The 12,204-nt window shown below is 65.0% G+C and carries 15 protein-coding genes; 6 read left to right on the top strand and 9 right to left on the bottom strand.

The features are described from left to right. Positions 1-6 precede the first annotated feature (6 nt). On the top strand, positions 7-528 hold the full coding sequence (locus tag B7Z66_04955) for a glutathione transferase GstA (GenBank protein ID OYV77452.1): 522 nt from the start codon (positions 7-9) through the stop codon (positions 526-528). 116 nt (positions 529-644) lie between these two features. Here B7Z66_04955 and B7Z66_04950 read toward each other — a convergent pair whose 3' ends face one another. Further along, positions 645-1,523: a hypothetical protein gene (locus B7Z66_04950; protein ID OYV77451.1), complete on the bottom strand. Its 879-nt coding sequence runs from the start codon at positions 1,521-1,523 to the stop codon at positions 645-647. A gap of 250 nt (positions 1,524-1,773) precedes the next feature. On the opposite strand from B7Z66_04950, the gene B7Z66_04945 reads away from it, so the two are divergent. After that, a complete protein-coding gene (locus B7Z66_04945; protein ID OYV77450.1) occupies positions 1,774-2,190 on the top strand; it encodes a hypothetical protein in 417 nt (138 codons plus the stop codon). A 153-nt stretch (positions 2,191-2,343) separates the two neighbouring features. On the opposite strand, the gene B7Z66_04940 is transcribed toward B7Z66_04945, so the two are convergent. From B7Z66_04940 to B7Z66_04920, 5 genes are all read right to left on the bottom strand, one after another. Further along, the gene (locus B7Z66_04940) at positions 2,344-2,547 is read right to left on the bottom strand and encodes a cold-shock protein (GenBank protein ID OYV77449.1); all 204 of its coding nucleotides are present in this window, start codon (positions 2,545-2,547) and stop codon (positions 2,344-2,346) included. Positions 2,548-2,836: 289 nt separating this feature from the next. Beyond that, a complete protein-coding gene (locus tag B7Z66_04935; protein OYV77448.1) occupies positions 2,837-3,097 on the bottom strand; it encodes a DUF5062 domain-containing protein in 261 nt (86 codons plus the stop codon). 43 nt (positions 3,098-3,140) lie between these two features. Next, entirely contained in the window at positions 3,141-3,869 is a 729-nt protein-coding gene (locus B7Z66_04930; GenBank protein ID OYV77447.1) for a hypothetical protein, read from the bottom strand. Positions 3,870-4,203: 334 nt separating this feature from the next. Then, positions 4,204-6,024: a hypothetical protein gene (locus tag B7Z66_04925; GenBank protein OYV77446.1), complete on the bottom strand. Its 1,821-nt coding sequence runs from the start codon at positions 6,022-6,024 to the stop codon at positions 4,204-4,206. A gap of 151 nt (positions 6,025-6,175) precedes the next feature. Then, positions 6,176-7,117, bottom strand: a complete 942-nt coding sequence (locus B7Z66_04920; protein ID OYV77445.1) for a LysR family transcriptional regulator — start codon at positions 7,115-7,117, stop codon at positions 6,176-6,178. 140 nt (positions 7,118-7,257) lie between these two features. Between B7Z66_04920 and B7Z66_04915 the strand changes: the two genes are divergently transcribed. After that, entirely contained in the window at positions 7,258-7,929 is a 672-nt protein-coding gene (locus B7Z66_04915; protein OYV77444.1) for an FMN-dependent NADH-azoreductase, read from the top strand. Between the two features lie 216 nt (positions 7,930-8,145). Beyond that, positions 8,146-9,003: a hypothetical protein gene (locus B7Z66_04910; protein ID OYV77443.1), complete on the top strand. Its 858-nt coding sequence runs from the start codon at positions 8,146-8,148 to the stop codon at positions 9,001-9,003. A gap of 71 nt (positions 9,004-9,074) precedes the next feature. Here the strand turns inward: B7Z66_04910 and B7Z66_04905 are convergent, their stop codons facing one another. Beyond that, positions 9,075-9,431: a hypothetical protein gene (locus tag B7Z66_04905; GenBank protein OYV77442.1), complete on the bottom strand. Its 357-nt coding sequence runs from the start codon at positions 9,429-9,431 to the stop codon at positions 9,075-9,077. Between the two features lie 158 nt (positions 9,432-9,589). Here B7Z66_04905 and B7Z66_04900 point away from each other — a divergent pair, with 158 nt between their 5' ends. Then, on the top strand, positions 9,590-10,057 hold the full coding sequence (locus tag B7Z66_04900) for a hypothetical protein (protein OYV77441.1): 468 nt from the start codon (positions 9,590-9,592) through the stop codon (positions 10,055-10,057). Positions 10,058-10,264: 207 nt separating this feature from the next. Here the strand turns inward: B7Z66_04900 and B7Z66_04895 are convergent, their stop codons facing one another. Next, positions 10,265-10,912, bottom strand: a complete 648-nt coding sequence (locus tag B7Z66_04895) for an adenylate kinase (GenBank protein ID OYV77440.1) — start codon at positions 10,910-10,912, stop codon at positions 10,265-10,267. 239 nt (positions 10,913-11,151) lie between these two features. On the opposite strand from B7Z66_04895, the gene B7Z66_04890 reads away from it, so the two are divergent. Beyond that, a complete protein-coding gene (locus B7Z66_04890) occupies positions 11,152-11,520 on the top strand; it encodes a hypothetical protein (protein OYV77462.1) in 369 nt (122 codons plus the stop codon). 43 nt (positions 11,521-11,563) lie between these two features. On the opposite strand, the gene B7Z66_04885 is transcribed toward B7Z66_04890, so the two are convergent. Continuing rightward, positions 11,564-12,115 carry a hypothetical protein gene (locus tag B7Z66_04885; GenBank protein OYV77439.1) on the bottom strand — a complete coding sequence of 184 codons (552 nt, stop codon included), beginning with the start codon at positions 12,113-12,115 and terminating at the stop codon, positions 11,564-11,566. Positions 12,116-12,204 lie beyond the last annotated feature (89 nt).

Here is a 12,204-nt window from a genome sequence, read left to right as displayed (position 1 = left end):
GCGAAAGTGGACCTCGCCCAGAAGACGGCCGCGAACGGCGCGGACTATACGAAGATCAATCCCAAGGGCTATGTCCCGGCCCTCCAGTTGGACGACGGTCAGATCCTGACTGAGGGCGTGGCGATCCTGCACTACCTGGCGGATCAGAAGCCGCAGTGCAATCTTGCTCCCAAGGCCGGCACCATGGCGCGCTACCGTCTCCTGGAGTGGATGAATTTCATTGCGTCCGAGGTCCACAAGACTCTCGGCGCCCTCTACAACCCCAGAATCACGGCGGAGTGGAAGGCCAACCAGCTCAGCGTCTTCGGCCAACGCTGCGAATTTCTGGAGCAGAGGCTCGGCAACAACCCATACCTGATGGGGGATACGTTCAGCGTCGCCGACGCCTACCTGTTCACGGTCCTCAACTGGACCCATCATCTGGGGGTGGACATGGGACGGTGGCCGGCACTGGGGACCTACATGGCCCGGGTCGCCGCACGGCCGGCAGTCCAGAACACTATGGCCGCCGAGGGTTTGCTGAAGTAAACGTATTGGCCGCCGATGTTCGCCGCACGGACCCCGGGCCGGGCGCACGGGTCACAGGGAGTATGTCTTTCCCCAGTGGCGACGGCGACCACGGCACGAACCGCTGAACAAGCTGCCTAACGCCTATCTCCGAAACGGGCCAGTGGGGCAGCGCCATGGCCCGCGCCCAAGTGCGTCAGCGCCTGGCGGATATCCCGCAGCTTGGCCTTGACCCGGGCGGCATTCACGGGCCCGATGCGGATCAGGATCTTCTGGCCGGCGGAAAGTGCCTCCAGATGTGGGTCCGCGAACTTGTAAAAAACGCTGGGGCGCGTCAGCTCAACGGGCCCCTTGGGCTCAGGGGTAGCCAACAGATCATCGATAACCTCGATCAGCCGGTCGTTGAAATACCCGTATTGATAGCCCAGATCCTGGTACGCTTTCTGGAACAGGGGATAGAAACGCACGTAGACCGCGACCAATTTCCGAGTATTCACGCCGGTCACCAGCTGCACATAGGGCGTGTAACGCCGGTAGTTCTCCGCGCTGATAGTGTAGCGCCTCGCATCCCCGGACCCGGCGCCCTTGGCGATGAAATCTCCGATGGTCGGTCCGATGGGGAGATATCTAAGGGGCAGGCGCCGCTTCGGCAAGTTGTCCACGGTGACCACAATGCGGCGGACGAGGTAATTCAGGTTGAACAACGCCTCGACCCGTGGCGCGCCAAACAGACCTTCAAGGGCACGCTGTATCGCCTTGTCGCTCTCGTCGAGTGTGGGCAAGAACACCGTAGGCTTCTGGGGCGGCGCGACGGAAGTTTCCGCGGGCACGGCAGCCGCGCCGGGGACGGGATAACGGACCAGGGGCTCCTTCGTCTGCCGGTGCGTCGGCGCAACCGCGGCCGGCGTTGTTACCACCGGCGCTACCAGCCGAGCCTCCCACGGGCGATCGTGGAGCACTGCGGCGATCCCGGCCGCCAAGGCGATGGCCACAATCCAGAGTATGGTGTTCTTCATGGGCAACGAACCGCTACTGGCACTCGCGAGTCTCTGGGTCCGATCATAGCGCAGCGCTCATGACAACGCATGGCCCAGGAAGCACCACGGGGGTCGGCGACCCCGTTGCCCCGACGACGCGTTCGCTGGCGCCGAGCCGCTTCCGCTCCGCAGCCGGGAAGCCGCCGGCGTTTGCGGTGGTGGTGCGCGCCGCCCGGGCGGCGAATTCCAGCGATAATTGTCAAACCACGTCCCGCAGGAGGTAAAACCGGTGTCCGCGCCCAAATGCCCATTCCAAAACCTGATCATCGCGGAAGAGTTCGTCTGCCATCTCGGTCTAGCCGTCACCGCCCGCAATTCCCCGCAGATACATTGCCGGTCGGAACCGGCGCTAACCCTCTGCCGACAGGTATACGACTGCTTCAAGGCCGTGGGCCTGCCCGCCCTAGGTATGGAAGACGATCTCACCACGACCCCACACAGCGTCTACCTGAAGATTCAAAGTGGCGGACTGCGCGGCCTGAAGGCGCGTTTGGGCACGGGATCCATGGGCGACGCCCCCGACATCCACGAACTCATCCAGGCGGCCACATGCGGTGGTGACCACGCCGAGTCGTTACCCTATGGGGAACTGGTACCCGCTATGCTTGCGCAACAGGCCAAGCGTCGTGGTACCCGCCGGAAGTGATGCGGGCCACCCGTATCGGGCCCTTCCGGCCAGTCGGAAGTGGCCCCCATCGGCCAGCGTCTCCATATCGACCACAGAACGGCCGCACAAAAAAGGCCCCGCCATCGGGCGGGGCCTGAGTAATCAACCGGCATGCGCCGGAGATGACTGAACTTAGATGATCTGCAGATTGACCGCCGACGGACCCTTCGGGCCCTGCTCGACCTCAAACTTCACCTGCTGACCTTCCGCCAGGGATTTGAACCCGCTCCCCTGGATCGCGGAGTGGTGTACGAATACGTCCTTCCCGCCGTCCTGGGGGGTAATAAAGCCGAAGCCCTTTGCGTCATTGAACCATTTCACAGTGCCTGTAGCCACGGTAACACCTCTATGTAGTTGAATTGCGATAAATTGCAGTTCATTCCTGGGAGCATCAAGCGCGGGAGTTACCACAGATCAACAGGGGGTCTTCCGAACCGGCGGCAAGAAGTGCACTGCAACGCGTTGCGACTATACACCAATTCCTGGTGTTGGCAAGAAGAATTTTATGTGGGCGGCATTTTCCCATCCCCCCGTCGCGGCGACGCCAAGGACGCAGGCCCCCAGGGTCGACTGGCCCTGCCCGCTCCCGTGGAGCAGGAACCGTGTGGATTTTGCCCCGCACGCGCTAGTTCATAAGGGGGTGATCACCGGGTAGTTGTTTCGCATACCAGAGCGCCAGCTTATGCCGCATGCTCTGTTGCGATACCTGATCCTCAGGCAGTGGCTGGATCAGCTTGTCGTGAACCAGCAACCGATAGACGTAGAGGATCTTCTCGCTGGCGGAATCCGTGGGCTCGAACTCCACCGCACCGCGATCCTCCCCATATTTCATTCCCGCGGCAAGCGCGGCCTTGACGAGTTCAGTTTCATGTCTGAGTTTCTTCATTCCGCCCCTACCCGCTGCCGTATCATCGGGGTTCCGAGATATCTCACCGGTAAGAATCACCGGGCGCCAAATGCGCCCGGCCCACCAGTCCCGCCAGCACCACTGCCAGAATACCCGTCATGAAAATACCATCGAAGGTGCCGGCGCCGCCGATGGAGGCGACGGGCGCGCCCAAGCCCTGGATCTTTCCCAAGTTTAGCAGGTCGGCACCGATCAGCGTGCCGAGGCTGCCACTGATGTAGGCGAGCGGTGCAGCATGGCGCCGCGCAAGCAACAGCGCGACCGCGGCGGTGACCACAGGCGGCACGAATACCGGCTCGGCGATACCCAGCCCCGGCACCGGATGCGCCAGGAAGTGACAGACTGCGGCCACGATGGCGATGCCCGCCAAGGCCGGCTGATACAATCCATTCTTCACTACCAAGTACAGTGAAACGACGGTGGGAATCAAAGCGCCGCCCACGTTCACGGCGATCACCGTGCCCGGCCAGTCGACCACCATCGGGATCACGTAACGCATGCCGTAGAAATCCACGCTCTGCCCAGACAGGACTTGGTGGCCGGCAAGCTGCGCCACTGGGATATTGATGTAGCTGCCCAGCAGGGACAGCAGCAGCAGGCTCGCCACATAGCGGCGATCGATGCCGATGCGTTCGTAGGCGTAGCGCAGCACGCCCACCTCCAGCAGAACGAGCAGCACGATGAAGGCCACCAGCAGGAACAGGAAAAACGGAAGCGCCAGTGGGAAATAGTTGATACCGCTCGGATACATCGCCGTCTCCTGGATGGCCAGGTCACGCAGTGGAATGAGTATACCGTGGGTGCGGAGTTAGCGCGCAGTAGATCAGTCCTAAGTCCGACAGACTCCTAGGGTTCACGGGCGGTTGCGAAGCCGCACGCCGGAACGCGGCCCGTCATTTTCCGAACGCGCAAGGGCCGGGAAAATGGAGCGGGCGCGACCCGCGGCGCAGCGAGCTGGCCATCGCTAGACGTGTGCATTGACGAGATCCCATCAGGCCCGGGCCGTATGGAGGATACCCAGCAACGGGCCTCGATGGCCCGATGGGGTTCGCATGCGTCGCGCCACGGCCTAGGCGCCTGGCCCCTCAGGTACGCACGCTGGCGTGGGCCGTGCGAACCACCTCGGGATCGCCGCCCTGATCGAGGTTGGTGTGCAGCACCAGTAGAAGGTCGCTCTTGGAAACCGAACCGAGCAACCGTCGGCTACCGTCAGCGGCCACCACCGGCAGCCGTTCGCCGCGAAATTGCATGAAGCACTCGAGCGCCTCCATGATGCTGGCGCCGGGCGGTAGAGTTGGCACGTTGCGCATGGCCAGATCGCCGGCCTCCAGGTTCTCAGCGGAACTGCGGTCCGTGAGGTAGCGGGTAATATCCGCCAAGGGGACCAGCCCCTCGAAGGCGTTGGCACCATCCACCACGTATAGGCAGTTCACCCGTTGGCTGGTGAACGCACGGGTCACCTCTTCGAAACCGGCAGTGAGCAGGACCGCAGGCGGATTCGGCGCAATCAGGTGATCGATGGTCTCGATGACCTGGGGCTGCGGCTGTTCCTCGCGTTTGCGTCGCAGGGATTCCGTGTAGATAGCGTCGCCGCGGATGAGCCGCGCCGTGTAGTGCCCCACCACGCAACCCAGCATCAGGGGGAGCACGATCTGGTAGTCACTGGTCATCTCGAACACCATCAGGATGGCGGTCAGCGGCGCGTGTGTGGTAGCGGCCAGAAACGAGCCCATACCCACCAGCGCGTAGGCGCTGGGTACCGAGGTGATCGACGGCAGGAGCATGTGGAGGAAGGTACCGAAGAGCGCGCCGAGGGTGGTGCCCACGAACAAGGTCGGCGTGAACACACCGCCCACCGCGCCGGAGCCGGTGGTGACGGCAGTGGCCAGCACCTTGCTGAGCAGTACCACCAGCAGCATCAACCAGAGCCAATGGCCATGCAGTACGGAGCCGATGACGCTGTATCCGTTGCCCCAGACCTCGGGAATGCCCAGGGATATCACGCCTACCACGAAACCGCCGAGCCCGAGTTTCAGAAACAGTGGGACGCGCATCCCGGTGAACCACTCCCGGGAGCGCTCGAGCAGCCACAGGTAGCGGGGCGCCGTGGCGCCCGCCACCAGCCCCAGGGCCACGTAGAACAGCAGGTCCCAGTTGGAGGCGAAGGTAAACGGCGGTACCGCGAAGATGGCCTGATAACCGAAGAAGCGGTGCACCGTAACGTTGGCCACCACGGATGCGAATACCAACGGCCCGAAGGTCTCGATCGCGATGCTGCCCAGCACGATCTCGGATACGAACAACGCGCCGGCGATGGGCGCGTTATAGGCGGATGCGATACCGGCCGCGGCGCCGCACGCGACCAGCAGACGCAACCGCGGCTGCGAGAATTTCGCGAGCCGCCCGACCAGGGAGGCGGCCATGGCCGCCAGCTGTACCATGGAACCCTCGCGGCCGATGGACCCGCCGGTGGAGACCGTAAGCATGGAGGAAGCGCTCTTCACCAGACTCGCGCGCGCGCTGATTACACCGTCCCCCAGGGCGATGGCCTCCATGTAGTCGGTGGAACTCTGCCCAGGCGCCAGGCGCATGCCGAACTGAAGCACCAGCCCAGCCAACAGCCCCCCGATCATCGGCGACAGCAGGCGGATCCACCAGGGAAATGCGGTGGCGGATTGCACGAGGCTCGCGCTGCTGTGATGAAGCACGGAGACTTCGAGCCAATGCACGGACGCCCGAAACAGCACCGTCATGAGCGCGCCGATACCCCCCACTAGGCCGGCCCACACCAGGGTGGTCTGGGTCTCGCGGATCTGTAGACGGGCGAGCAGCCGTGCGCCAAACGCAACGGCCCAGGAGTGGAGTCCCCGCAGGGACGCATGCACGTCCTCAAGCCTACGTATCATTGCGGTACTAGCCTGGGAAAATCGGGCGGGGCCCGGGATTATAAATGCGCTGGAGGCGGGACGCCCGCGGCGCGGCCAGAGAATGGCCGATGCTTAGTTTAGCAGAGTCGGGGCGTGATACGGCGAGGGGAACAGCCACCGCGGCGCGCCATCATGCCGGGCCGGGGGACGCCCCCGCCCCAGGGGCCGGGCGGTCCCAGTAGGGAACCCCGGCGAAGCATTCCACCAGGAAGTCCACGAACGCACGCACCCGGCTGGAGAGGTGCCGGGTATGGGGGTAAACCGCGTAGGCGCTGATGCCCGGCCATTCGTAGTTCTCCAGCACCGGTCGCAGGCGTCCCTGGCGGATTGCGTCGTAGACGATGAAGGTGGGTTCCAGTACCACGCCATGCCCGGCGACGGCGGCCGCCGTCAGGAAGTCTCCACTGTTCGCCGCCAGATGGACCGGCACGGTCACCGTACCCTCGCCGCCACCGGGTGTGCGGTAGGTCCAGGTGTCGGGTTCCGGAGAATTGGCATAGGCCAGACACGCATGCCGCTTCAGGTCTTCCGGTTGGCGCGGCACCCCGTGCTGGGCCAAGTACGCCGGACTCGCGCACACCACCTGTCGGATCGGCGCGATGCGCCGGGCGATGAGGCTGGAGTCGGCGAGACGCGCGATGCGTACCGCCATGTCGAAGCCCTCTTGAAGCAGATCCACCTGCCGATCGTTGAAATCCAGCTCGAAGACCACCCCGGGATGCCGGGTCATGAACCCGGTGATCGCGGGGGTCAGGTGACGCAACCCGAAGGAATGGGGCGCGGCCACCCGCAGTCGGCCCCGCAACGCCCCGTGTTCCCGGCTGACCGCCTGCTCCGCTTCCTCCAGGTCCGCCAGGATCCGCCCACACCGTTCATAGAAGCTGCGCCCGGTATCGGTGAGCGTGAGCCGCCGGGTCGTGCGGTGGAAGAGTTCTACCCCGAGATGGGCTTCCAAATCCGCGAGCCGGCGGCTCACCACGGACTTCACCACCCCCATGCGGTCCGCGGCTCCGGTGATGCTCCCCGCTTCCACCACCCGCAAGAACGTCTGCATATAGGTAAACCGATCCATATTGTTCGTAAGTTACGAACAATATATTCATAAATCAACTGTTTTTCTGCATATTGACAACTGTCAGACTGCCTCCCAAGCCCACCCCGTGACGCGCCCCAAACCCGGGGCCGCCGCCCCGGAATCGGAGGAAGACCGCCATGAGTAGGATCCAGCACCCAATCGCCCAACCGACCGACTATTCCACCCCCCTGCGGGTGTTGCGGGTGGACGCCAGTGGGCGCACCCGCGAGTCCGTGTCCCGGCAGCTCACCGACCGGTTCATTGAGGGCCTCACGGCGCGTCATCCGCACACCCAAGTCGCCGTGCGGGACGTGGCGACGGGGCTGCCGTTCGTGGACGAGGCCTGGATCCAGGCGAACTTCACGGCCCCCGAGGAACGCACCGGGGCGCAGCGTGCGGCGCTGGCCCAGTCCGACACGCTGGTGCAGGAATTGATGGACGCAAACCTGCTGGTGATGGGGGTTCCGGTTTACAACTTCGGGGTTCCTGCCGCCCTCAAGGCCTGGATCGACTTGGTGGCGCGGGCGCGACTGACCTTCCGCTACACTGAGAATGGACCGGTGGGTCTGCTCCAGGGACGTAAGGCCTATCTGATGGTGGCCTCCGGGGGGACCGCCGTGGGCAGCGAAATCGACTTCGCGATCCGCTATCTGCGCCACATACTCGGCTTCCTTGGCATCACCGATGTGGAGGTGATCGCCGCCGAGCGTTTGATGGCCCAGGGCGAATCCGCGCTAAGCCGCGCCCACACCCAGCTCGGCGCGGCGCTGGAGCACCTGCCGGTAGCACGCACGGACGATGCCGCCTGAAGCCCGGCGGCACCCCTGGGGCTGATGCGAGTCCTCTCCACGTAGCGGTGGGTGGCAAAACGAGTCGCGGGTTTCGATCTCCCGCGGAGCGTAGCGGGGACGATGAGACCGGGTCGATCGAAAAACTGCGTCGACTCCCCCCTGCCGCAGTAACACCATGACGCCTCGGACCGGCCCTGGGTAGCGGGCCCGTCCTACACTTGGAGGAACCCTGACATGCCCACCCGCACCATTACCCAGCAGGTCCACGCCATGCCCGTGACCGAGGGCGCCGGGGTGGTCGTCCATCGCACGCTCGGCACCCCGGTGTTGCGCAACCTGGACCCGTTCCTGATGCTCGACCATATCGCCAGTGAGAACCCGGACGACTATATCGCTGGCTTTCCGGACCATCCGCACCGCGGTTTCGTCACCGTCACCTATATGCTGGAAGGCCACATGGAACACCGCGACAGCATGGGCAACCACGGAGACCTGCGCGCTGGGGGCGTGCAGTGGATGAAGGCCGCCAGCGGCGTAATCCATTCGGAAATGCCTCAGCAGAGCGCGGGGGTGATGCGCGGGTTTCAGCTGTGGGTAAACCTACCCGCCCGCGAGAAGATGAGCGACCCCGCCTACCAGGAGTTTGCGGCCCGGGCGATCCCGGTGATCGAGGCGCCTGGGGCCCGTATCCGGCTCCTCAGCGGGACTCATGACGACCAACGGGGGCCCGTGGACGATCCCCACACCGACGTGTGTTACCTGCACGTGACTTTGGAGCCGAACGCCACTTTCGCAGCCCCCCTGGCCGCGGATCGCAACGCCTTCGTGTATGGGTTCGAGGGCGAGGCGGTGGTAGCCGGCACCCCGATCCCCCGGCACACCCTCGCGGTGCTCGGCCCCGGGGACCGGGTGGAGGTCCGCTCCGGTGGCGGCGGGGCGGGTTTCCTGTTAGTGGCGGGGCGTCCCCTCGGGGAACCCATCGTGCAGTACGGGCCCTTCGTCATGAACACGCGGGCGGAGATCGAAGAGGCTATGGCGGACTTTCACGCCGGACGGCTGGTACGCCGGAAGGCGGCCTGGGCCGGCCAGTAGCGCAAATCACCCGATACGGCCTTGGGTGTCCACAACCCGGCCCACGTGGACCGGGCCGGGCAGGCACGTCGTCAGCCCGGCCCGGGGGCCATCGGCTCGCCCCACTCCCGGCGCCCCCAGCTCAAGCGCCGGTAATTGCGGATCATCACGATGGTCTTGCGGATGGCGGGTTCATCGAGGATCGGGGTATTGAGGCCCACCTCCAGGCGGAAAGTGCCGGTCTCATCCTGGCGGATCTCCATGAAGGAGCGCAGGGGCGCTGGTGGCCCAGACGCCGTGACCGATCCCCGTCCATAGCAAGCGAGGGTGTAGAGGGTCATGTGCCAGAGGACCGCGCGCCCCTCGAAATCCCCGGCAAAACGCACCCGTGCCTGCTCACCCGGCAGGACCCATTCGAATTGGTAATCCGCGCCGTCTTCCGCACTCACAAATCCGCGCCTCCCGCCGGCCCGTCACAGCCAAGCAACGCGAGTGGCGCCGTCCGGCCGCGGTTCTACGACGACTGCGAAGATACTACGCTACTCCTCGTCCACCCTCGGCCCACATCCGCGTTCCGGGACCATCGCTCCCGGGCTACAATACGGGTATGCGCGCACTGTTTCTTACGCTGGTGTTGGTGTGCCTGCTTCCGCAACGGACGGAGGCCGCCGATTTCGACAGCTTTGCCTTCGTGAACGATGACGGTACCCTCAGCATCCGCAATGCCACCATCCATCTCTATGGCATCCTGATCCCTCCGACGGGGCAGGATTGCTACGACTTTGAACGGCCGATGTCGTGCGGGCCGCGCGCCATAATCGCGCTCAAGTTCGACATCGGAACAAATTTTGTCCACTGCAACACCAAATCGCAAAACCCGGACGGCAGCTATGTCGCGATCTGCCGTGCCGGCGGGAAAAATCTCTCGAAATGGCTGCTCCAACAGGGATGGGCCGCCGCTCTGCCGGACGCGCCCTATGAATATCAGGTGCTGGAGAAGGTCGCGCGGAGCCGCGGGTTGGGTATTTGGGGACTCTCCGTGCATCGGCGCGGCGACCTCCGTCCCCACGACTGAACCCGCATTCCGGCGGCCTTCGCGCATCGCTCCCAGCCGCCCGGGGCGCAGGCCCGTGCGGGACCCACAGGCGCGCCCTTGCACAACGCCGAAGATGACCGGTGTTGCGCGCACCCGATGGAAACGAGGGTCCGCAACGTTGCGGGAGCGGCGCGTGGAACCCCGGTGGATCCGGGGCGGGAGTGCCCCGGATCCACCGGGCCAGGGTCAGATCCCGATCTGGTTACGGATGGCAGCCACGACTTCGTCGCTGGACGTGGTTCGTACACTCAGCAACTGTCCGGTCTTTTCGTAGAATCCGACCAGGGGCGCGGTCTTCTCGTTGTAGGTATCCAGCCGCTTCCCGATGGCCTCTTCGGTCTCGTCGTCCCGCTGGATCACCGGGCTGCCACACTTGTCGCAGACCCCCGCCTTCTTCGGCGGGCGGGACTTGACGTTGTAGATCGCCTGGCACTTGGTGTTGGAACAGGTACGACGGGTGGTCAGGCGGTCCAGGATCACGTCCCGGGGCACGTCGATGTTCACCGCCGCATCCAGGCGGATACCGAGCTGGTCGAGCAATTTTGTCAGGGCCTCGGCCTGGGGGATGGTGCGCGGGAAGCCGTCCAGGAGAAATCCCTTGGCGCAGTCGGGTTCCTGCAGCCGGTGTTCCATGATGCCCAGGATGAGCGCATCCGGCACCAGGTCGCCACGTGTCATATATTCCTGCGCCTTGCGGCCCAGTTCGGTGCCCGCCTGCACGGCACCGCGCAGGATGTCTCCGGTGGAGATCTGCACCGAGCCGTCCAACGCCGTCAGCATCTTCGCCGCGGTACCCTTACCGGCACCGGGGGCGCCGAGCAGAATCAATCTCATGGCTGGTCCTCTTCTTCTGGAATCACCCGCACCCCGGGAACGACCGTCCCGCGGGGAAACCGGGGCCGCATTGTGCCCGTTTTCGGCCCGGGGCGCCACTCCGCCGGGAACCGGAAATGCCGCCGCCGCGCCCCAGGGCGCGGCGGCGGATGGCGGATCTGGTAACCTACTGGCTTGGAGCGATACCCCACAGCGAGGCGACACCCATGGGTTCCGACGAGCAGGCAGCCGAGGGGCGGATGGACCCGGATAACCTCTACCGGGAGGAAATATTCACCGATCGGGAGGTGGGCACCATCCGACAACTCACCCCGGTGGACACCAACGGCGCCGCCGACCCGCAGCGCCGGGTGCTCTATATCGGCCAAGCGCAGTTACTGACCCCGATGGGCGCGCTGCCCCTGTCCTTTGAACTCTCCGCCGACTCCCTGGACGAGGCGGTGGCTCAGTTCCCGGAGGCGGCGCAGGTAGCGGTGGAAAATGCCCTGGATGAACTCAAGGAACTGCGCCGGGACGCGGCCTCCTCCATCGTGATTCCGGAGACCGGCGGGGCGAGCCGCGGGGGGGCCGGCGGTCTCCCGGGTCGGGGCAAGATCCAGCTCCCCTAGGCGTCTGTCGGACGCAGGACTTTTCTACCGCGGGGCGGGGGACTCAGGCCGCCGTGGCATCCCGGCGCAGGGCCGGGAACCGCCGTTCGGCCAGGGCGAAGCCGCCGAACAGCAACACCGTATAGAACAAGGTGCCCGCCAAGCTATAGCGGAAAAAGGGCAGCGCGGCAACGTAACAAGTCACCAGCCCATCCAGGGTCTTCCCGTACAGATTGCCCGAAAGCCAGACGCCGAAATTCGAGACCAGAAAGAACACCACCGCCGCCGCGAAGGCCGCCAGCGCGACGCGCGGGCCGGTCACGCGGTGGCGCAGCATCCACAACCCCAGCCCCACGATCAGCGCGACCCCGCCGTACACGAAGGGCATGCCGGCATAGAGCAGGCCATACCCGTACACCGCGTAGCCCAGAAACACGTCGCTCAGAAACAGGGCCGCCAGCGGCAGCAACAAGGCGCTGCGGCGATCCTCGAGGGTGGCGCCGCCAAACAGGGCCATCGCCTCCAGGGGCGTGAAGTTCGGCACATGCGGCACCAGCCGCGCGGCGGCGACGGCGAAGAGGAGGCCAACGATGGTCCAGTTGCGCGCTTGGTACATAAGTTGCTCCGAATCCGGTGGCGCCATTGTACCCCAGCACTCCCGTGGGCGCAGCGCCGGGTCGACGGCCCGAATTTTGCTTGGTGCCG

This window comes from Chromatiales bacterium 21-64-14 (genome assembly GCA_002255365.1).
GTDB lineage: Bacteria > Pseudomonadota > Gammaproteobacteria > 21-64-14 > 21-64-14 > 21-64-14.
The sequence above is the reverse complement of the archived record's forward strand: the minus strand, read 5'-3'. Positions and strand labels throughout refer to the sequence as shown.